Here is a 20,925-nt window from a genome sequence, read left to right on the forward strand (position 1 = left end):
TAAACCTCCCGGTTAAAATATGGACTGGAATTTACCCATCTCAACCTGGATGGACTTCACCTGGGTGTAACTCTGAAGCGTCATGACGCCGTTCTCACGGCCAATGCCGGAGTGTTTGTAGCCGCCCACCGGCATCTCTGCGGCGGATTCGCCCCAGGTGTTGATCCAGCAGATGCCCGCTTCGAGCTGATGAATGGCGCCGTGGGCGCGGTTCAGGTCGGTCGTGACGATGCCTGCCGCCAGCCCGTAGTCGGTGTCGTTGGCGCGGCGAATCGCTTCCTCAATGGACTCATAGGTGAGGATGGACATCACCGGGCCGAAGATCTCTTCGCGCACGATGGTCATCTCGTCGGTGCAGTCGGTGAACACGGTTGGGGCCACCCACGCGCCGTTATCGAAGCCTTCGCCCTTCAGCACGTCGCCGCCGCACAGCACGCGCGCGCCTTCCTCTTTGCCTTTGGCGATGTAGCGCATCACGCTGTCCCGGTGCGGGAAGCTAACCATCGGGCCAAAGTTGGTGCTTTCATCGAACAGATCGCCCGCGCGGATGCGGCCCACGCGCTCAACGATTTTTTGCTCAAACGCGGCTTTGAACTTCGCGGGCACGAACACGCGGGTGCCATTGGTGCACACCTGGCCGGAGCTGAAGAAGTTGGCCATCATGGCGATATCTGCCGCGAGATCCAGATCCGCATCGTCAAACACTATCAGCGGGGATTTACCGCCCAGCTCCATCGTCACCTCTTTCAGGGACGAGGCCGCCGAGTTCGCCATCACCTTTTTGCCGCTGGCGACGCCGCCGGTAAAGGAGACTTTGGCGATGCCCGGATGCTCGGTCAGGAACTGGCCGGTCTCTGCGCCCACGCCAGGCAGGACGTTAAACACGCCGTCCGGCAGGCCCGCCTCGGTGTAGATCTCCGCCAGTTTCAGGGCGGTAAGCGGTGTCACTTCGCTCGGCTTGAAGATCATCGCGTTGCCTGCCGCCAGCGCCGGCGCGGATTTCCACAGGGCGATCTGGATCGGGTAGTTCCACGCGCCGATGCCCGCCACCACGCCCAGCGGCTCGCGGCGGGTGTAGACGAACGAGGTGTCGCGCAGCGGGATCTGGCTGCCCTCCAGCGCCGGGATCAGCCCCGCGTAGTACTCCAGCACGTCCGCGCCGGTGACGATGTCGACGGTCGAGGTTTCGGAATACGCTTTACCGGTGTCGAGGGTTTCCAGCGTTGCCAGCTCGTCGTTACGCTCGCGCAGGATATCGACGGCGCGACGCAGGATGCGCGAGCGCTCCATGGCGGTCATCGCCGCCCAGATTTTTTGCCCGCGCTTTGCGCTTTCGACGGCGCGGTCCACGTCTTCGCGCCCGGCGGCCTGCACGGTCGCCAGAACTTCACCGTTCGCCGGGTTGATGGTCTCGAAGGTGCGACCGCTGGTGGCGGATGTATAACCACCATTGATATAAAGCTGCTGTTCTGCCATTCGGGACATAAATTCTCCTCGGTTAGTCGGTCGGTAAATGCTGGCTGATAAAGTGGCTGGTAAGCGACTGGGCCAGGGTTTTATCCAGCGGTTTGCCGCTGAGCGCAGCTCGCAGCCATAGCCCGTCAATCAGTGCGGCGAGCCCGTAGCCCGCCTCTTCAGCCTGTTCACGCGGCAGCTCGCGGCGGAACTCATACACCAGGTTTGAGAGCAACCGACGGCTGCTGACCTGCTGCAAACGGTAGAGCATCGGCTGATGCATGCTGCTGGCCCAGAAGGCCAGCCAGGCCTTCATCGCCGCGCCGCTAACCTGAGTTTCATCAAAATTGCCGCCGACAATCGCCTGCAAGCGCTGCTCTGCACTGCCGTCCGGCAGGGCGCGTAAACGGCTTAATACCGCGTCGCGCAGCTGACCGGTGATGTCGCGCATGGTCGCTTCCAGCAGACCGTTTTTATCTTTGAAATAGTGGCTGATGATCCCCGTGGATACGCCCGCCCGACGGGCGATCTGCGCGATGGTTGCGTCATGCATTCCCACTTCATTAATTGCTTCCAGCGTGGCATCGATTAGCTGCCTGCGCCGGATCGGCTGCATCCCCACTTTGGGCATTTTTGCCACTCCATTCATCAGCGTTGGTAATCTATTAAAGCGGTTTTTGATTGGACGTTCAATATAAAATGTGTCTTAATTGTTGCGATTTTGGATTTCAATAGTTACAAAAACAGTGGGGATACTGGATGACAGACCTTTCACAAGACAGAGAAAAAGACAAAATCAACCCGGTCGTTTTTTATACGTCCGCCGGGCTGATTTTGTTGTTTTCCCTGACGACCATCTTCTTTCGTGATTTTTCTGCCGAGTGGATTGGGCGCACTCTGGACTGGGTGTCAAAGACCTTCGGCTGGTACTATCTGCTGGCCGCGACGCTTTACATCGTGTTCGTGGTCTGCATTGCCTGCTCGCGCTTCGGTTCGGTAAAGCTCGGGCCAGAGCAGTCCAAGCCCGAGTTCAGCCTGCTGAGCTGGGCCGCAATGCTGTTTGCCGCAGGCATCGGCATCGACCTGATGTTCTTCTCCGTGGCGGAACCGGTCACGCAATATATGCAGCCGCCGGAAGGGGCAGGGCAGACGATGGAGGCCGCGCGCCAGGCGATGGTCTGGACGCTGTTCCACTACGGCCTGACGGGCTGGTCGATGTACGCCCTGATGGGCATGGCGCTCGGATACTTTAGCTATCGTTATAATTTGCCCCTTACCATCCGCTCCGCGCTGTACCCGATTTTCGGCAAAAAGATCAACGGTCCGATTGGCCACAGCGTCGACATTGCGGCGGTGATCGGCACCATCTTCGGCATCGCCACCACGCTCGGAATTGGCGTGGTGCAGCTCAACTACGGGCTGAGCGTGCTGTTTGACATCCCGGATTCGATGGCGGCGAAGGCGGCGCTGATTGCGCTGTCGGTGATTATCGCCACCATCTCGGTGACCTCCGGCGTGGATAAAGGGATTCGCGTGCTCTCCGAACTGAACGTCGCGCTGGCGCTGGGGCTGATCCTGTTCGTGCTGTTTATGGGCGACACCTCGTTCCTGCTCAATGCTTTGGTACTGAACGTGGGTGATTACGTGAACCGCTTTATGGGCATGACGCTGAACAGCTTCGCCTTTGACCGTCCGACAGAGTGGATGAACAACTGGACGCTGTTCTTCTGGGCGTGGTGGGTGGCGTGGTCGCCGTTTGTCGGCCTGTTCCTGGCGCGTATTTCGCGTGGGCGGACCATCCGTCAGTTCGTGATGGGCACGCTGATTATCCCGTTCACCTTTACCCTGCTGTGGCTGTCGATTTTCGGCAACAGCGCGCTGCACGAGATCATCCACGGCAATGCGACTTTTGCCCAGGAAGCGATGGCGCACCCGGAGCGCGGCTTCTACAGCCTGCTGGCGCAGTACCCGGCGTTCACCTTTAGCGCGTCCGTAGCGACCATTACCGGCCTGCTGTTCTACGTCACCTCGGCGGACTCTGGCGCGCTGGTGCTGGGGAACTTCACCTCGAAGCTCAAGGACATTAACAGCGACGCGCCGAACTGGCTGCGCATCTTCTGGTCCGTCGCCATCGGCCTGCTGACGCTCGGCATGCTGATGACCAACGGTATCTCGGCGTTGCAGAACACGACGGTGATCATGGGCCTGCCGTTCAGCTTCGTGATCTTCTTCGTGATGGCCGGGCTGTATAAATCGCTTAAGGTGGAAGACTACCGCCGCGTCAGCGCCAGCCGCGACACCGCCCCGCGTCCGCTGGGCGCGCAGGACAGGCTGAGCTGGAAAAAACGCCTCTCGCGCCTGATGAATTACCCCGGTACGCGCTACACCAAACAGATGATGGAGACGGTCTGTTTCCCGGCGATGGAAGAGGTGGCCCAGGAGCTGAAGCTGCGTGGCGCCTACGTGGAGCTGAAAAACCTGCCCCCGGAAGAGGGCGAAAATCTGGGGCACCTGGATCTGCTGGTGCACATGGGCGACGAGCAGAACTTTGTCTATCAGATCTGGCCGCAGCAGTATTCGGTGCCCGGGTTCACCTACCGGGCGCGCAGCGGGAAGTCGACCTACTACCGGCTGGAGACCTTCCTGCTGGAAGGCAGCCAGGGGAATGATCTGATGGATTACAGCAAGGAGCAGGTGATTACGGACATTCTGGACCAGTATGAACGGCACCTGAACTTTATCCATCTGCACAGGGAAGCACCGGGGAATAGCGTGATGTTCCCGGATGTCTAAAGTTTGATCTGAATAAAGTGCGTGAAAGTTAAGGGGCCAGATTGTTATGAATCTGGCCCTGTACTTTTCGAATAGTGCTTATTATATCTTTTACTAGAGGTGTACTATGTACGCCTTTATGTTGTTCCGAGGTATAAAATGAGCATCTTTGATGAACTTAAAACTTCGCTTGAAGAGGCGGTTGAGATCCACAGCGGAAGGAAAGCAGCTTCCAGAATAACCCGCTATGAAGTTGCTGATGTGCGCGCCATCAGAGAGCAGCTCAATATCACGCAAAGCGAAATGGCGAAGGCGCTTGGCACGAGCGTCGATACGATAAAGAGCTGGGAGTCTAAACGTCGCAACCCAACCGGGCTGGCGGCGAAGGCACTTAATGTGATTCGGGAGAATCCTGCATTTTATAAGGCACTTGCCGGGCAGTGAGTCGCCCTTATGCCGGGTGGCGCTGCGCTTACCCGGCCAACAAAACTCCAAAACTGCTTTACCGTAGGCCTGATAAGCGAAGCGCCATCAGGCTCTCCCTCCGTTGACACAACTTTAATGATAATTATTTTCATTTAAATATAGCCTGTGCTATACCTTATAGCACAGGCTAATTTTGCTTTGATTTTAATCACCTCAGGAGACTTCTGCGATGCATCCACGGCAAGGATTGAAGCGTCTGTTGCTCGGCGCGCTGCTCATGACCGCGACCACCACGGGCGCGCTGGCGGCTGAAAAGTTCCAGGTCATCACCACTTTTACCGTTATCGCTGATATGGCGAAAAACGTGGCGGGGGATGCCGCAGAGGTCACCTCCATCACCAAACCGGGCGCGGAAATTCACGAATACCAGCCCACCCCGGGCGATATCAAACGCGCGCAGAAGGCGCAGCTGATCCTGGCGAATGGCATGAACCTGGAGCTGTGGTTCCAGCGCTTTTATCAGCATCTGAACGGTGTGCCGGAGGTGGTGGTCACCAAAGGCATCACCCCGATGGGCATCAGCGAAGGGCCCTATAACGGCAAGCCCAATCCGCACGCGTGGATGTCGCCGGACAACGCCCTGATTTACGTCGATAACATCCGCGACGCGCTGGTGAAGTACGATCCGGCCAACGCACAGACGTATCAGCGCAACGCTGATGCTTACAAGCAGAAGATCACCGCCACTCTCGAACCGCTGCGCAAGCAGGTCGCGGAGATACCGGAAGACAAACGCTGGATGGTGACCAGCGAAGGGGCTTTTTCCTATCTGGCGCGGGATTTGGGCCTGAAGGAGCTTTACCTGTGGCCGATCAACGCCGATCAGCAGGGCACGCCCCAGCAGGTGCGCAAGGTTATCGATCTGGTGAAAAAACATCACATTCCGGCGGTGTTCAGCGAAAGCACGGTCTCCGATAAGCCCGCCCGTCAGGTGGCGCGTGAAACCGGCGCCCACTATGGCGGCGTGCTGTACGTCGACTCTCTGAGCGCGGAAAACGGCCCGGTGCCAACCTATATCGATCTGCTGAACGTCACCACCCGCACGCTGGTGCAGGGCATCCGCGACGGGATGAAGGAGTAATCATGCAGAAAGGTATTGTTGTAACCGACGTGACCGTGACCTACCGCAACGGCCACACGGCGCTGCGCGACGCGTCGTTCAGCGTGCCGGGCGGATCGATTGCTGCCCTGGTGGGGGTGAACGGTTCCGGCAAGTCCACGCTGTTTAAGGCGGTGATGGGGTTTGTGCGGGCGGCGAGCGGCACTATCTCCATTCTGGGGCTGCCGCCTCACCGGGCGCTGCGTCAGAACCTGGTCGCCTACGTGCCGCAGTCGGAAGAGGTCGACTGGTCGTTTCCGGTGCTCGTCGAGGACGTGGTGATGATGGGCCGCTACGGGCATATGGGGTTTCTGCGTCGTCCCAAAGAATGCGATAAGCAGATCGTCACCGACGCCCTGAAGCGTGTGGATATGCTCGAGCTGCGTCATCGGCAGATTGGCGAGCTGTCCGGCGGGCAGAAGAAGCGCGTGTTTCTGGCCCGTGCGATTGCCCAGCAGGGCGAGGTGATCCTGCTCGACGAGCCGTTTACCGGCGTGGACGTCAAAACCGAAGCCAGGATCATCAGCCTGCTGCGGGAGCTGCGTGACGAGGGTAAAACGATGCTGGTCTCGACCCACAATCTGGGCTCGGTCACGGAATTCTGCGATTACACGGTGATGGTCAAAGGCACCGTGCTGGCGAGCGGCCCGACGGATATCACCTTTACCGCCGAGAATCTTGAGCGCGCCTTCAGCGGCGTGCTGCGCCACGTGGTGCTCAGCGGCTCGGAAGATCGCATCATAACCGACGACGAGCGCCCCTTCGTGACGCACCGACAGGAGGCCAAATGAACGCGCTTCTCGAACCCTTCGGCTACGAGTACATGCTCAACGCGATGTGGGTCTCGGCGATGGTGGGCGGGCTGTGCGCGTTTCTCTCCTGCTATTTGATGCTTAAAGGCTGGTCGCTGATCGGCGATGCGCTGTCGCACTCCATCGTGCCGGGCGTAGCGGGCGCTTACATGCTCGGGCTGCCGTTCTCGCTGGGGGCGTTTTTATCGGGCGGGCTGGCGGCGGGCAGCATGCTGTTTCTCAACCAGCGCAGCCGCCTGAAGGAGGACGCCATTATCGGGCTGATCTTCTCCTCCTTTTTCGGGCTGGGGCTGTTTATGGTCTCGCTCAACCCGACCTCGGTGAACATTCAGACCATCGTCCTCGGCAATATTCTGGCTATCGCCCCCGAAGATATCGTCCAGCTGGCGATTATCGGCGTGGTGTCGATAGTTATCCTGCTGTTCAAATGGAAAGATCTGATGGTGACCTTTTTTGATGAGAACCACGCCCGCGCCATCGGCCTGCGTCCTGAACGCCTGAAAATTCTCTTCTTCACGCTGCTGGCGGTCTCTACCGTGGCGGCGCTGCAAACCGTCGGCGCGTTTCTGGTGATCTGTCTGGTAGTCACGCCCGGCGCGACCGCGTGGCTGCTGACCGACCGCTTCCCGCGCCTGCTGATGATTGCCGTCGCCATTGGCAGCATCACCAGCTTCCTCGGCGCGTGGGCCAGCTATTACCTGGACGGCGCCACCGGCGGCATTATCGTGGTCGCCCAGACGCTGCTGTTTCTGCTGGCGTTCGTCTTTGCGCCGAAGCACGGACTGCTTGCCAGCCGTCGTCGGGCGCGGGAGGCACACCCATGATGACGCTGCTCCTCGAACCCTTCCAGTTTGCGTTTATGAACAACGCGCTGCTGATTTCACTCCTGGTGGCCGTGCCCTGCGCGCTGCTGTCGGTTTTTCTGGTGCTGAAAGGCTGGGCGTTGATGGGCGACGCCATGAGCCACGCGGTGTTTCCCGGCGTCGTGCTGGCCTGGATGATGGGCCTGCCGCTGGCGCTGGGCGCGTTCGTGGCCGGTCTGTTCTGCGCGGTCGCCACCGGATACCTGAAGGATAACAGCCGCATCAAACAGGATACGGTCATGGGGATCGTCTTTTCCGGCATGTTCGGCGCCGGGCTGATCCTCTATATCGCTGTCAAACCTGAGGTGCATCTCGACCACATTCTGTTCGGCGATATGCTGGGTATTAACGGGATGGACATTCTGCAAAGCGGTCTCGTCGCGGGGATGATTGCGCTGGTGATTGGCCTGAAGTGGCGCGATTTTCTGCTGTTCTGCTTTGACTATCAGCAGGCGCAGGCGAGTGGCCTGCGCACCCGCTGGCTGCACTACGGCTTACTGTGCATGGTTTCGCTGACCATTGTGGCGACGCTGAAAGCGGTGGGGATCATTCTGTCGATTTCCCTGCTGATTGCCCCCGGCGCGGTGGCGGTGCTGATTACCCGACGCTTTCACATGGCGCTGCTGGTGGCGGTCGCCGTTTCAGCGCTGGTGTCGGTAAGCGGCGTGTATGCCTCGTTTTATCTCGACAGCGCGCCTGCGCCGACCATTGTGGTCCTGTTCGCGATGGTGTTTATCGTGACGTTTGTGGTGACCAGCGTGAAGGCTCGTCGCCAGGAGCGTATGACAGCAGAGTGATGACCTGTTCGCCGTGCTGCTGCCAGTGCAGGGGGAAGGCGGTGCCTTCCTCAAAGCCTGCCAGTTGACGGGTCAATGCCAGCGTGAGCGTCTTGTCGTCGAGCTTGGTAACGCGGGCGCAGTCAAAACCCATCCAGGCCTGTACCTGCGGAAAGAGGGCCTTAAACAGGCTCTCTTTGGCGCTGAAGACCAGCGTCAGGGCGAGGGCGAACGGGTATCCCATGCGGGAAAGCACAGGTTCTTCCTGTGTATCAATGATGCCGTCTTTGATTTCCCTGGCTTCGTTTTCGGAGAGGATCGTTTCACAATCGATGCCGATAAGCGCCGGGTATTGCGTGACGACGGCTATCGCCTGCGTGCCGCTGTGGGTGATGCTGCCGGAAATTCCTTGCGGCCAGAGCGGTTCCCCGCTGGGGCCGATGGCGGGAACGGTGTGGTCAGGCAAGGCGTGCGCGGCGGCGATGCGTCCTGCGAGGTGGTCAGCCTTGCGTTTACGTCCGGCGTTAGCCAACTGGGCGTGGTGGGGGAGCCAGAGGAGATCGGCGTCCGTAAAGGTGGTGGGGTCGAAGGTGATGCGGTGGAGGGTGTGGCCAGCGAGAGAAAATGTGCTGTGGGTGGTGTGCATGGCTTTTCCTTCTGTATTGTGCGGCCTGATGCCCTCACCCCGGCCCTCTCCCACAGGGAGAGGGGGAAGTCACTGCCTGTATCAGAACCTCGTATTTACGCTCATGTACCAGGTGCGACCCGGTTCATTATACGTATACGCACCCGCGCCGTACATATACGCACCCGTCGTGGTATTACCCGTGGTCTGGGCGTTACCCGCGCGCCACTGGCGCTTGTCGAAGACGTTGTCCACGCCGCCGGTCAGGCTGACGTTTTTGGTCACGTCCCAGGTCGCGCTCAGGCCAACGATGCTGTAGGGGCTGACTTCGTCTTTCTCAGACCCGGTCACCGGCTGACCTTTGTAGTTGTACTTCTTCGGCTGCTGCTTGCCGTACCAGGTGAAGGTCGACTGCAATGAGACATCCTGACGTACCTGCCAGCTCAGGGTAGAGTTCAGCGTATACTCCGGGATGATCGACAGACGATCGCCGGTCTCCTTGTTCTTACTTTGCAGCATGTAGGTGATGTTGTTGGTCCAGTTGATGGTGTCGCTGACCGGCACGTTCAGGGAGCCTTCCAGACCTTCCACTACCGCCTTCGGCACGTTTTCCCACTGGTAGATATCGGTGGTGACTTTGCCGGTGGACGTCTGGCCAATCGGCGCGTAGCCCGCTTCAATCTTGTTGCGATAGTCGTTGCGGAACCAGGTCACGCCAGCCAGCCAGCCGTCGCGTTTCCACTCCAGGCCAATCTCTTTGTTGATACTGGTTTCCGCTTTCAGATCGTCGTTACCCATCATGTAGCAGCCCACGCCGTCGGAACTGGCGTAGCAGCCCTGGCCTTTACTGTACAGCAGGTAGTTCGGGTTGGTCTGATAGAGGCTTGGCGCTTTATAGGCGCGCGCGATGCCCATCTTCAGGGTGAAGTCATCCCCCAGACCTTGCGACAGGTTCAGGGACGGGCTCCAGTTATTACCCACAATAGTATGGTGGTCGAAGCGCAGGGCAGGGGTCAGCATGGTGCTGTCGGTCAGCTCCATGTTGTTTTCGGCAAACAGGGAGAAGATCTCCGCTGACGTGTACGGGCTACGATCTTCGCTCATGCCCGGGATGGTGCCCCCCTGCTGGGTTTGTGTAAAGGAGGTTGAGTCCTTCATGCGCTGCTGGTTCCACTCGGTGCCGAGCGTCAGGTTCTGGTTCACAATGAAATCAATCGGCAGGTTGATTTCGCTGTGCAGCATCACGTCGGCCAGATCGGTATCGGTGAATTTATTGCTGTTGAACAGGCCTTCCAGACCGCCCGCCAACCCTTCACCCAGACGAGAGTTGCGGGTGTGCTCGTACTGCGCCCAGTTGCTGGTGGTGATGCCGTTATCCCAGCCGCCGTTCCAGGTCACGGCGAAGTTCTGACGATAGATACGGTTAGTCTCTTTACCGTAGTTCTTCTTCACCAGCGCGTTGTCGTTGTTGGTGTTCTGCGTGTCGCCCGCATACAGGTTGTTCTGGCGGCTGTAGCCCGCTTCAAACTCCAGCGACTGCATCGGCGCGAAGTCCCAGCGCACCACGCCGTTGATGTCTTTATTTTCCACACCTTCACGGCCTGCGGGCAGGGTGTTGGCGTAAGCGCCCGTGCGGTCAGACTGGTGACCCTGGTTGATATCCCACGCGTCGGCCTGGGTTTTATCCAGGTTACCGTACATGCGGAAGCTGAAATCCCCGCCCAGCGGGCCGCTCAGGCTGAAGTTGGTGCGTTTGGTGGAACCTTCGTCTTTATGCTCTGGCGCGTTCAGGTAGGTGTTCCAGGAGCCGTGCCACTGGTCGTCAAATTTTTTGGTGATGATGTTCACCACGCCGCCCGCCGCACCATTACCGTAGCGGGCAGCAGCCGGGCCACGGATCACTTCGATGCGCTCGATCATCTCCGGCGGGACCCAGCCGGTATCGCCGCGGGTATCACGCTCGCCGCGCCAGCCCAGACGGATGGAGTTGCGGCTGGTGACCGGCTTGCCGTCGATCAGGATCAGGGTGTTTTCCGGGCCCATGCCGCGAATGTCAATCTGACGGTTGTTCCCGCGCTGGCCGCTGGTGGAGTTGCCGGTCAGGTTAACGCCCGGCATGGTGCGGATGATTTCCGCCACGTCGCGCGCTGGCGGGTTTTTGCGGATCTCATCGGCGGTGATGGTCGACACGCCCGGCGCCTGCAAATTCTGCTCGGCGGCGGTGATCACCATTGTGTCTTCGTGCTGCGCGGAGGCGGTATTGTCATCTGCCATGGCGGGCAGCGCGACACCATAAATCCCTAAATTGACCAGCAAGGCCAGAGAGTGAATCTTCTTATTCATTGTACGTCCCGCTTTTATGGTTATTTAATGAGCGCGCTTCCCACAGCGCGGGCATTACGCTATTGCAAATGCAAATAGTTATCAATAATATTATCAATAAAATTTGCTCTGAAACAAAAAAGACTGTTAAACATGGGGTTATAAGGGTGACGGCGTTAACAACCGGAAGTGAAGCGTGGTGGCAGGCGAAAAACGGGCCGGAACGGGAACGTCATCAGGAAAACTATCGCGTGACATTCTGGTGGCGGGACCCGGCGGGAACGCAGAAAACCTCGACGGTGAAACGCGTCTGGCTCTACGTCACCGGCGTGACCGATCACCATCAAAATGCCCGTCCGCAATCCCTTGAACGTATCCCGGATACCGACGTCTGGCAGTGGCAGGGCGAGTTCAGCCCCGAATGGCGCGGCAGCTACTGTTTTATCCCCTCCGATAACGAAAACGATTTTGCCGATGCAGTGTTTGAAGGCGAGCAGCCGGACCGCATGGCGCTGCGCGAAGGCTGGCGTAAACTGTTGCCGCACGCGGTGTCCGACCCGCTGAATCCGCAGAGCTGGCGCGGCGGGCGCGGGCACGCCGTCTCGGCGCTGGAGATGCCGGAGGCGCCCGTACAGCCCGGCTGGAACCATCCCGATACCCCTTACAATAAGCCTGTCTGTATTGATTGGCACAGCGCGCGTCTGAAGAACCGTCGCCGCGTGTGGATTTTTACCACCGGGGATGAAAGCCCCGAGCGCCCGCTGGCGGTGCTCCTTGACGGGCAGTTCTGGGCCGAAAGCATGCCCGTCTGGCCTGCTCTGGCGTCGCTCACCCATGAAGGCAAACTGCCGCCTGCGGTTTATGTCTTAATTGACGTCATTGACACCGCACACCGCAGCCGCGAGCTGCCGTGCAACCCTGATTTCTGGCTGGCAGTGCAGGAAGAACTTCTCCCGCAAGTGAAAAGCATGGCCCCGTTCAGCGACCGCGCCGACCATACCGTGGTGGCGGGTCAGAGCTTCGGCGGACTCTCTTCCCTCTATGCGGGCCTCAACTGGCCGCAGCGTTTTGGCTGCATCCTCAGCCAGTCCGGATCCTACTGGTGGCCGCACCGCGGCGCGCAGCAGGACGGGCTGCTCATCGAACAACTCAAAGCGGGTGAAAAAACCGCTCGCGGGCTGCGCATCGTCCTTGAGGCCGGGCGCAACGAGCCGCTTATTTTGCGCGCAAACCAGGCGATCCTCGCCGAACTACACACTCAGCAACCGGTTTTCTGGCGTCAGGTTGACGGCGGACACGATGCGCTTTGCTGGCGCGGTGGGCTGACGCAGGGGCTGATGACCCTCTGGCAGCCGCTTATTCAATAACGGAGTCTGTATGGAATTCAGCAATCCTTTCGATAATCCGCAGGGACAGTTCGCCATTTTGCAAAATGACCAGGGGCAGTACAGCCTGTGGCCGCAGCAGTGCGAGTTGCCCGCGGGCTGGCGCGTGGTCTGCGAACCGCAATCTCAGGAGGCGTGCCAGCAGTGGCTGGCGGAACAGTGGCAGACGCTTGAGCCGTTTTATTTTGCGGGGGAGAGCGCATGAACCGTCTCCCTCTTGTCGCCGCCCAGCCGGGGATTTGGATGGCAGAGCAGCTTTCCTCCCTGCCAAACGCCTGGAGCGTCGCGCACTATACCGAACTGAAAGGCGCTATCGATGCGCCATTGCTGGCAAAAGCCATCGCTGAAGGCATGATGCAGGCCGACACCCTGCGGATGCGTTTTGCCGAAGATCACGGTGAGGTGTGGCAGTGGATCGATGAGGCCATGCTCCTGCCGGAGCCGTCCATCGTGCGCGTTGACTCCCACGACGCCGCCGTGGCGCTGATGGAAGCCGATCTCAAGCAGAACCTGCGCGTCGACAGCGGTCAGCCGCTGGCGTTTCACCAGCTGATTCAAGTGGGAGAAAGCCACTGGTACTGGTATCAGCGGTATCATCATCTGGTGGTAGATGGCTTCAGTTTCCCGGCCATTACGCGTCAGATCGCCGCCATTTACGCTGCGTGGCAGAAAGGGGAACCCGCGCCCGCCTCCCCGTTTACCCCGTTCGCCGAGGTGGTGGAGGAGTATCAGCGCTATCGCGACAGTGAGGCGTATCAGCGCGACGGTGCTTTCTGGGCCGAACAGCGCCAACAGCTTCCTTCTCCGGTCTCGCTCTCTTCCGCGCCCCTGCCTGGACACGCCGCCACCACCGACATCCTGCGCCTGAAAATGGCGATGGACGGACGTGCTTTCAGCCAGCTTGCACAGATGGCAGGCCAGGCGCAGCGTACCGATCTGGCGCTTGCGCTGGTGGTGCTGTGGCTGGGCCGCCTGACCGGACGGCTGGACTACGCCGCCGGGTTTATCTTTATGCGCCGCATGGGCTCCGCCGCGCTGACCGCGACCGGACCGGTGCTCAACGTCCTGCCGCTGGCGGTGAATATTCGCCCGCACGAGAGCCTGCCGGAACTGGCGCTGCGCCTGGCGAACCAGCTGAAAAAGATGCGTCGCCATCAGCGTTACGACGCCGAGCAGATCGTGCGCGACAGCGGACGTGCCGCAGGCGATGAAGCCCTGTTTGGTCCGGTGCTGAACGTCAAGGTGTTCGATTATCAGCTGGATATCGACGGCGTGGAGGCCATTACCCACACGCTGGCGACCGGCCCGGTGAACGATCTGGAGCTTGCGCTGTTCCCGGACGAGCAGGGCGGACTGAGCATTGAGATCCTCGCCAACGGGCAGCGTTACGACGAGGCGACGCTAAAGGGTCACGCGGTGCGGCTGAACGCAATGCTGACGCAGTTTGCCGCCAACCCGGACCTGCGCTGTGGCGACGTGGAAACCGTATCAGAGCAGGAATACGCCCGGCTGGCGCGCATTAACGATACCGGGCTGGCGCTGCCGTCCACCACGCTGGCGGATCTGGTCGCGGAGCAGGCGAGCAAAACGCCGGACGCCCCCGCGCTGGCGGATGCCCATACTGAACTGAACTACCGCCAGATGCGCGAGCAGGTGGTCGCGCTGGCAAACCTGCTGCGCGCGCGCGGCGTGAAGCCGGGCGACAGCGTGGCGGTGGCGCTTCCGCGCTCGGTGTTCCTGACGTTAGCCTTGCACGGCATTGTGGAGGCGGGCGCCGCGTGGCTGCCGCTCGACACCGGCTACCCGGACGATCGCCTGCGGATGATGCTGGAGGATGCGAGGCCGTCCCTGCTCATTACCACCGACGAGCAGCTTCCGCGCTTTAGCGATCTCTCCGTCGAGACGTTTAGTTACAACACACTATTACCGACCTCGGGTGCTGAACCGCTGCGCCTGGCGAAGCCGGAGCAAACCGCGTACATCATCTTTACCTCCGGTTCGACGGGACGTCCAAAAGGGGTGATGGTCGGCCATACCGCCATCGTTAACCGCCTGAAGTGGATGCAGGATCATTATCCACTGACGGCGCATGACGTGGTGGCGCAGAAAACGCCGTGCAGCTTTGACGTGTCGGTGTGGGAGTTCTGGTGGCCGTTTATCGCCGGGGCGAAGCTGGTGATGGCCGAGCCGGACGCGCACCGCGATCCGCAGGCGATGCAGAGCTTCTTCGCAGAATATGGCGTAACCACCACCCACTTCGTGCCGTCGATGCTGGCGGCGTTCGTCGCCTCACTGACGCCGGAAAACGCCCACTGTTGCAGGACGCTGAAGCTGGTGTTCTGTAGCGGCGAGGCGTTGCCGACTGCGCTGTGCCGCGAGTGGGAACAGCTCACCCATGCGCCGCTGCACAACCTCTATGGCCCGACCGAAGCGGCGGTGGACGTCAGCTGGTATCCGGCGTACGGCCCCGAGCTGGCGGCGGTGGAAGGGAACAGCGTGCCGATCGGCTTCCCGGTGTGGAATACGGGGCTGCGCATTCTGGACGCGATGATGCGCCCGGTGCCGTTCGGCGTGGCGGGGGATCTGTATCTCACCGGCATCCAGCTGGCGCAGGGGTATCTGGGACGCCCCGACCTTACCGCCAGCCGCTTTATCGCCGACCCGTTCGCGCCAGGCGAGCGGATGTACCGCACCGGTGATGTTGCCCGCTGGCTGGATAACGGCGCGGTGGAATATCTGGGCCGCAGCGACGACCAGCTAAAAATTCGCGGCCAGCGCATCGAGCTGGGTGAAATCGACCGGGCGATGCTTGCGCTGCCGGACGTGGCGCAGGCCGTGGCGCACGCCTGCGTGTTCAACCAGGCAGCGGCGACGGGTGGCGATGCCCGCCAGCTGGTGGGGTACGTGGTTTCTGAATCTGGCTTACCGCTGGACCGCGACGCGCTGCTTGCATCACTCAAAGCCCAGCTGCCACCGCATATGGTGCCGGTGGTGCTGCTGCAAATCAGCGCGCTGCCGTTAAGCGCCAACGGCAAGCTGGATCGCAAGGCGCTGCCGCTGCCGGAGCTGACCAGCAGAACTTCCGGTCGCGCACCTGAGACGCAAACCGAAGTGGCCGTGGCGCAGGCGTTTTCTTCCCTGCTGGGCTGCGCGGTGAACGATATCGAGGCCGATTTCTTTGCCCTCGGCGGCCACTCGCTGCTGGCGATGCGCCTCGCGGCTCAGCTCAGCCGTGCGTTCAGCCGTAAGGTCACGCCGGGGCAGATTATGGTCGCCTCGACGGTAAGCAAGCTTAGCGCCCTGCTGGACTCGCAGATGAGCGACGAGCAGGCGCAGCGTCTGGGGTATGAAACCCTTCTGCCGCTGCGTGAAAGCAACGGCCCGACGCTGTTCTGCTTCCATCCGGCGTCCGGCTTTGCCTGGCAGTTTAGCGTCCTGGCGCGCTACCTCAGCCCGCGCTGGTCCATCGTCGGCATTCAGTCGCCGCGGCCAAACGGCCCGATGCAGCAGTGCGCGGATCTCGATGGGGTGATCGAACATCATCTGAACACGTTGCGTAAGCAGCAGCCGCAGGGGCCGTATTACCTGTTCGGCTATTCCCTCGGCGGCACGCTGGCGCAGGGCATTGCGGCCCGCCTGCGCGAGCAGGGTGAAGCGGTGGCGTTCCTCGGCCTGCTGGATACCTGGCCGCCGGAAACCCAGAACTGGGCGGAGAAAGAGGCCAACGGCCTCGACCCGGCGGTGCTGGCAGAGATCGAGCGCGAGCGTCAGGCGTTTATCGCCGCCCAGCAGGGGCAGGGCTCCAGCGAGCTGTTTAACGCCATTGAGGGCAACTACGCCGACGCGGTGCGGCTGCTCACCACCGCACACAGCGCGCGCTTTGACGGTAAAGCGACGCTGTTTGTCGCCGAGCGAACGCGAACCCTGGATCCTCAGGCCGCGTGGGCGCCGTGGGTGGGCGAGCTGGAGGTCTACAGCCAGGACTGCGCCCACGTGGATATTATTTCACCGCAGGCGTTTGAGAAAATTGGGCCGGTACTGAAGGAAATTTTAGGATAGTGCAAATGCCCCTCACCCTAACCCTCTCCCACGGGGAGAGGGGATGGTTTGCTCCCTCTCCCTGTGGGAGAGGGCCGGGGTGAGGGCATCAGACCGCACGTTTTCCAAGCGGCACCACCAACGGCGTACCCGCCACCGGATCGTCAATAATCATGCAGCGCATGCCGTAGATCCGCGCGATCAGCTCTGGCGTAACAATCTCCTTCGGCGCGCCCTGCGCCACAATCTCGCCGTCGCGCAGCGCAATCAGATGCGTCGCGTAGCGGCACGCCTGGTTTAAGTCGTGCAACACCGCCGCCAGGGTGTACCCCTGCGTACGGTTCAGCTCGCTCAGCAGCTCCAGCAGGTCAATCTGATGGCTGATATCCAGCCAGGTCGTCGGCTCGTCCAGCAGCATGATCGAGGTTTCCTGCGCCAGCACCATTGCGATCCACGCGCGCTGGCGCTGTCCGCCGGAGAGGGTATCGACGCTTTGCTGGGCCAGCTCGGTGATGCCCGTCGCCTGCATCGCGCGCTTCACGGCCTCGTCGTCCTCCTTGCGCCAGCGGGTAAACAGCGGCTGGTGCGGATAGCGCCCGCGGGAGACCAGCTCCTGCACGGTAATATCCCCCGGCGTGGTGGCGTTTTGCGCCAGCAGACCAATTCGGCGCGCCACCTCTTTGCTGGCGAAGCGCTGGATCTGCTCCCCGTCGAGGAACACGCTGCCCTCAACCGGCGACATCAGGCGGCTCAGCGTGCGCAGCAATGTTGATTTGCCGCAGCCGTTTGGCCCGATAATGGCGGTGAAGTGGCCGTCCGGAATGGCAACGGATAAGTCCCGGGCAATGATTTTTTTGCCGTAGCCGAGGGTCAAGTTTTCGCCGCGCAAGCGGGTGGTTAAATCTGTCATTTCTTGCGTGACTCCTGAACGAGCAAGACGATGAGGTAAATCCCGCCGAGGCTGACGGTCACCACGCCCACCGGCAGTTGATAAGGCGTAAACAGCCGCTGGGCGCAGAGATCGGCGGCCAGCAGTAATACTGCACCGCACAGCGCCGCCTGGGTTAATCCCCAGCGCGCGGTGCCGCTAAGTCGCCGCGCGATATGCGGCGCGACAAGGGCAATAAACGAGATCGGCCCGGCGATGGCGGTAGACGCTGCGGTCAGCAAGACCGCCACCAGCATCAGCATCAGGCGCGAGCGCTCTACGCTCACGCCCAGCGCGCAGGCGCTGTCGTCGCCCATCTCCAGCAGCCGCATGCGCCTGACCAGCAGCAACGCGCCGATAAACATCAGGATAATCAGCGGCGCGGCGGGCCAGGTTTTTACCCACGTCAGACCGTTGAGGGAACCGGCGTACCACAGTCCGGCGGAGAGTGCGGTTTCCAGCGACGCCTGTAGCAGAAGCCAGGTGTTAAACGCCATCAGCATCGCGCGGATGCCGATCCCGATGATGATCAGGCGGAAGGTGTCGATGCCGTTGCGCCAGGCCAGGGCCCAGATAAGCAGGGAGGTGAGAATGCCGCCCGCCATCGCCGTAAAGGTAATGGCCGTGAGATGCTGCCCGAACAGCACCATCGCCACCAGCACGCCGCTCCACGCGCCGGTATTCAGGCCCATCACGTCCGGGCTGCCGAGGGGGTTACGCATCAGCGACTGGAATATCGCGCCGCTGACGCCAAGCGCCGCGCCAACCAGGATCGCCATTGCCACGCGCGGCAGTCGCCATTCGGTGACCACCATGGTGATGTTACGCGGCGCGCTGCCGGTGAGAGCGTGAAAGACCTGCGCGAAATCAAGCGTTACGGCACCGCTTTGCAGGCTCCAGACCGCCAGCAGCAGACAGGCGACGACCAGCAGGGCGACGCTGGTGAGTAAACGACGTGACGGGGCCATCATGCGCCACCCCCGCGTCTGCGTCGTACCAGGAAGATCAGCACCGGCGCGCCGATAAAGGCGCTGACCACCGAGACACGCAGTTCGCCCGGCACCAGCAGGCGGCCCAGCACGTCGGCAAACAGCAGCAGGGCAGGGGTCGCCAGCAGCGTTACCGGGAGGGACCAGCGGTGATCCGCCCCCACCAGCCAGCGCGCCATGTGCGGCATCATCAGGCCGATAAAGGCAATCGGGCCGACTACGGCGGTCGCGCTGCCGCACAGCACGGTGATGGCAAGCAGGCCCGTCAGCTGCGTACGCGCCACGCGGTTGCCGAGGGCGGTCGCGGTGTCACTGCCGAGGCTCAGGCTGTTCAGCGCCCGGCTTAAACAGAGCGCCACGGCGGCAGCGACGCTCGCCGGGATCACCACCACTTTTAAGGTTTCAAGGGTACGAATATCCAGCGAACCCGCCTGCCAGAAGCGCAGCTGGTCATACACGTCCGGGTTGAGCAGGGCGATGCCGTTGGACAAGCCTTCCAGTACCGCCGCGAGCGCTACGCCCGCCAGCGTTAAGCGTACCGGGCTGAGCTGTCCGCCGCCCTGGCTGCCGGTAAACGCCACCACCAGCGAGGCGGCCAGCGCGCCGCAGAAGGCCATCACCAGCTGTTCAGACGGAGAGGTGAAACCAAACAGCGCCGCGCCGAGCACAATGGCGAAACTGGCACCAGAGTTCACGCCGAGAATGCCAGGGTCCGCCAGCGGGTTGCGGGTGAGGGTTTGCATCAGGGCACCGGCAAGGCCGAGCGCACCACCGGCCAGCAGGCCGGCAAGGGTGCGGGGCAGGCGAGCGTCGAGCACGATGGTGCAGTCGGCGCTCTGACAGGTACCGGATAGCGCATCGACAATAACGGACGCGGGCAGCGGTTTTGCGCCGACCAGCAGGCTGAGTGCAATCGCAAGGATTAGCAGTAGCAATAAAACGGGCACGGCAAGGGCGCGCACCGCAGAAGAGGAAAACGACATAGCAACATCCATGATTTGATAATGATAGTGATTATCGTTATCTATCTTATTTGGCTATGTTAGCATGTGCGCCCATGGAATGGGTAGAAATAGACTCAAGGCTTTGTCATGAATCAAAAATCCTGGCTGCTTAACCTCAGCCTGCTCAAAACACACCCGGCGTATCGCGCCGTTTTTATCGCTCGCTTTATCTCCATTTTGTCCCTCGGTCTGCTTGGTGTGGCCGTGCCGGTGCAAATCCAGACCATCACTCACTCCAGCTGGCTGGTAGGGCTATCCGTCACCTTAACCGGCGGGGCGATGTTTATCGGCCTGATGGTCGGCGGCGTGCTGGCGGATCGCTACGAGCGTAAGAAGCTGATCCTGCTGGCGCGCGGCACCTGCGGGGTGGGCTTTATCGGGCTGTGTCTGAACGCCATGCTGCCGGAGCCGTCGCTGATGGCGATTTATGCCCTTGGCCTGTGGGATGGTTTTTTCGCCTCGCTCGGCGTGACGGCGCTGCTGGCGGCAACGCCCGCGCTGGTGGGGCGCGAGAACCTGATGCAGGCGGGGGCGATCACCATGCTCACCGTGCGCCTCGGCTCGGTGATTTCGCCGATGGTCGGCGGCCTGCTGCTGGCCACCGGCAACGTGGCGTGGAACTACGGCCTTGCCGCGGCGGGCACCTTTATCACCACCCTGACGTTACTGCGTCTGCCGCTCCTGCCCCCGCCGCCGCAGCCGCGCGAGCACCCGCTGAAGTCCCTGATGGCCGCGATTCGTTTTCTGTTCAGCAACCCGCTGATTGGCGGCATTGCGCTGCTCGGCGGCCTGCTGACGATGGCGAGCGCCGTGCGCGTGCTGTACCCGGCGCTGGCGGGCGAGTGGCAGATGAGCGCCTCAGAGATTGGCGTGCTGTACGCCGCCATTCCGCTCGGCGCCGCGTGTGGGGCGCTGACCAGCGGCAACCTGGCGCAGAGCGCGAGACCGGGGCTGATCATGCTGGTGGCGACGCTGGCCTCGTTTATCGCGATTGGTTTCTTCAGCCTGATGCCGGTGTGGGCGCTGGGGGTGATGTGTCTGGTGATTTTTGGCTGGCTGAGCGCGGTCAGCTCGCTTTTACAGTACACCCTGATCCAGACCCAGACGCCGGAAGGGATGCTCGGGCGCATTAACGGCCTGTGGACCGCGCAGAACGTGACGGGCGATGCAATTGGCGCGGCGATCCTCGGCGGGATGGGGGCGATAATGACCCCGGTGGCGTCGGCGAGCAGCAGCGGGTTTGTGTTAGCGATGATTGGCGCGATCTTACTGGTGACGCTGGTGGAATTGCGGCGGTTCAGGCAGGAGGTCGCGTTGAACGACGGTGCGGCCTGATGCCCTCACCCCGGCCCTCTCCCACGGGGAGAGGGA

17 protein-coding genes are annotated in these 20,925 nt (G+C 61.2%); 10 read left to right on the forward strand and 7 right to left on the reverse strand.

Translation table 11 applies throughout. The annotated features are described in order from the left end of the window. Positions 1-12: 12 nt before the first annotated feature. A complete protein-coding gene (betB, locus tag RY075_RS06180; RefSeq protein WP_048210493.1) occupies positions 13-1,485 on the reverse strand; it encodes a betaine-aldehyde dehydrogenase in 1,473 nt (490 codons plus the stop codon). A gap of 13 nt (positions 1,486-1,498) precedes the next feature. Next, entirely contained in the window at positions 1,499-2,086 is a 588-nt protein-coding gene (betI, locus tag RY075_RS06185; RefSeq protein WP_003858827.1) for a transcriptional regulator BetI, read from the reverse strand. A 128-nt stretch (positions 2,087-2,214) separates the two neighbouring features. Here betI and betT point away from each other — a divergent pair, with 128 nt between their 5' ends. From betT to RY075_RS06215, 6 genes are all read left to right on the forward strand, one after another. Next, a complete protein-coding gene (gene betT / locus RY075_RS06190) occupies positions 2,215-4,248 on the forward strand; it encodes a choline BCCT transporter BetT (RefSeq protein ID WP_003858825.1) in 2,034 nt (677 codons plus the stop codon). A 138-nt stretch (positions 4,249-4,386) separates the two neighbouring features. Further along, positions 4,387-4,671, forward strand: a complete 285-nt coding sequence (nadS, locus tag RY075_RS06195; RefSeq protein WP_325773903.1) for a NadS family protein — start codon at positions 4,387-4,389, stop codon at positions 4,669-4,671. Between the two features lie 211 nt (positions 4,672-4,882). Then, complete coding sequence (sitA, locus tag RY075_RS06200; RefSeq protein WP_032657503.1) at positions 4,883-5,794, forward strand: iron/manganese ABC transporter substrate-binding protein SitA; 912 nt, start codon at positions 4,883-4,885, stop codon at positions 5,792-5,794. Between the two features lie 2 nt (positions 5,795-5,796). Next, positions 5,797-6,603 carry an iron/manganese ABC transporter ATP-binding protein SitB gene (sitB, locus tag RY075_RS06205; RefSeq protein WP_032657506.1) on the forward strand — a complete coding sequence of 269 codons (807 nt, stop codon included), beginning with the start codon at positions 5,797-5,799 and terminating at the stop codon, positions 6,601-6,603. Next, the gene (sitC, locus tag RY075_RS06210; protein WP_022647369.1) at positions 6,600-7,448 is read left to right on the forward strand and encodes an iron/manganese ABC transporter permease subunit SitC; all 849 of its coding nucleotides are present in this window, start codon (positions 6,600-6,602) and stop codon (positions 7,446-7,448) included. The genes sitB and sitC overlap by 4 nt, the downstream gene beginning before the upstream one ends. Continuing rightward, positions 7,445-8,284 (forward strand): metal ABC transporter permease, encoded by an 840-nt coding sequence (locus RY075_RS06215; protein ID WP_048209178.1) that lies wholly within the window; start codon positions 7,445-7,447, stop codon positions 8,282-8,284. Before sitC ends, RY075_RS06215 begins: the two co-directional genes overlap by 4 nt. On the opposite strand, the gene entD is transcribed toward RY075_RS06215, so the two are convergent. Together entD and RY075_RS06225 are read right to left on the reverse strand one after the other, a co-directional pair. Further along, entirely contained in the window at positions 8,220-8,909 is a 690-nt protein-coding gene (gene entD, locus RY075_RS06220; protein WP_232967326.1) for an enterobactin synthase subunit EntD, read from the reverse strand. The genes RY075_RS06215 and entD overlap by 65 nt on opposite strands. Positions 8,910-8,990: 81 nt before the next feature. Beyond that, positions 8,991-11,231: a TonB-dependent siderophore receptor gene (locus RY075_RS06225; protein ID WP_003858810.1), complete on the reverse strand. Its 2,241-nt coding sequence runs from the start codon at positions 11,229-11,231 to the stop codon at positions 8,991-8,993. Between the two features lie 146 nt (positions 11,232-11,377). On the opposite strand from RY075_RS06225, the gene fes reads away from it, so the two are divergent. From fes to entF, 3 genes are read left to right on the forward strand one after another with little or no spacing between them, the layout of a single operon-like run. Then, entirely contained in the window at positions 11,378-12,577 is a 1,200-nt protein-coding gene (gene fes, locus RY075_RS06230) for an enterochelin esterase (RefSeq protein WP_063401593.1), read from the forward strand. A gap of 10 nt (positions 12,578-12,587) precedes the next feature. Beyond that, positions 12,588-12,800 (forward strand): MbtH family NRPS accessory protein, encoded by a 213-nt coding sequence (locus RY075_RS06235; protein WP_060579777.1) that lies wholly within the window; start codon positions 12,588-12,590, stop codon positions 12,798-12,800. Further along, positions 12,797-16,654, forward strand: coding sequence for an enterobactin non-ribosomal peptide synthetase EntF (gene entF / locus RY075_RS06240; protein ID WP_129318723.1), 3,858 nt, complete (start codon positions 12,797-12,799; stop codon positions 16,652-16,654). Before RY075_RS06235 ends, entF begins: the two co-directional genes overlap by 4 nt. Positions 16,655-16,742: 88 nt before the next feature. Here entF and fepC read toward each other — a convergent pair whose 3' ends face one another. From fepC to fepD, 3 genes are read right to left on the reverse strand one after another with little or no spacing between them, the layout of a single operon-like run. Further along, positions 16,743-17,543, reverse strand: coding sequence for an iron-enterobactin ABC transporter ATP-binding protein (gene fepC / locus RY075_RS06245; protein ID WP_022650565.1), 801 nt, complete (start codon positions 17,541-17,543; stop codon positions 16,743-16,745). Beyond that, on the reverse strand, positions 17,540-18,529 hold the full coding sequence (fepG, locus tag RY075_RS06250; protein WP_072139725.1) for an iron-enterobactin ABC transporter permease: 990 nt from the start codon (positions 18,527-18,529) through the stop codon (positions 17,540-17,542). Before fepG ends, fepC begins: the two co-directional genes overlap by 4 nt. Then, positions 18,529-19,533, reverse strand: coding sequence for a Fe(3+)-siderophore ABC transporter permease (fepD, locus tag RY075_RS06255; RefSeq protein ID WP_022650567.1), 1,005 nt, complete (start codon positions 19,531-19,533; stop codon positions 18,529-18,531). Before fepD ends, fepG begins: the two co-directional genes overlap by 1 nt. Positions 19,534-19,641: 108 nt before the next feature. Between fepD and entS the strand changes: the two genes are divergently transcribed. Beyond that, the gene (entS, locus tag RY075_RS06260) at positions 19,642-20,889 is read left to right on the forward strand and encodes an enterobactin transporter EntS (protein ID WP_109948487.1); all 1,248 of its coding nucleotides are present in this window, start codon (positions 19,642-19,644) and stop codon (positions 20,887-20,889) included. Positions 20,890-20,925 lie beyond the last annotated feature (36 nt).

Source organism: Enterobacter sp. JJBC (assembly GCF_036936505.1).
GTDB lineage: Bacteria > Pseudomonadota > Gammaproteobacteria > Enterobacterales > Enterobacteriaceae > Enterobacter > Enterobacter hormaechei_C.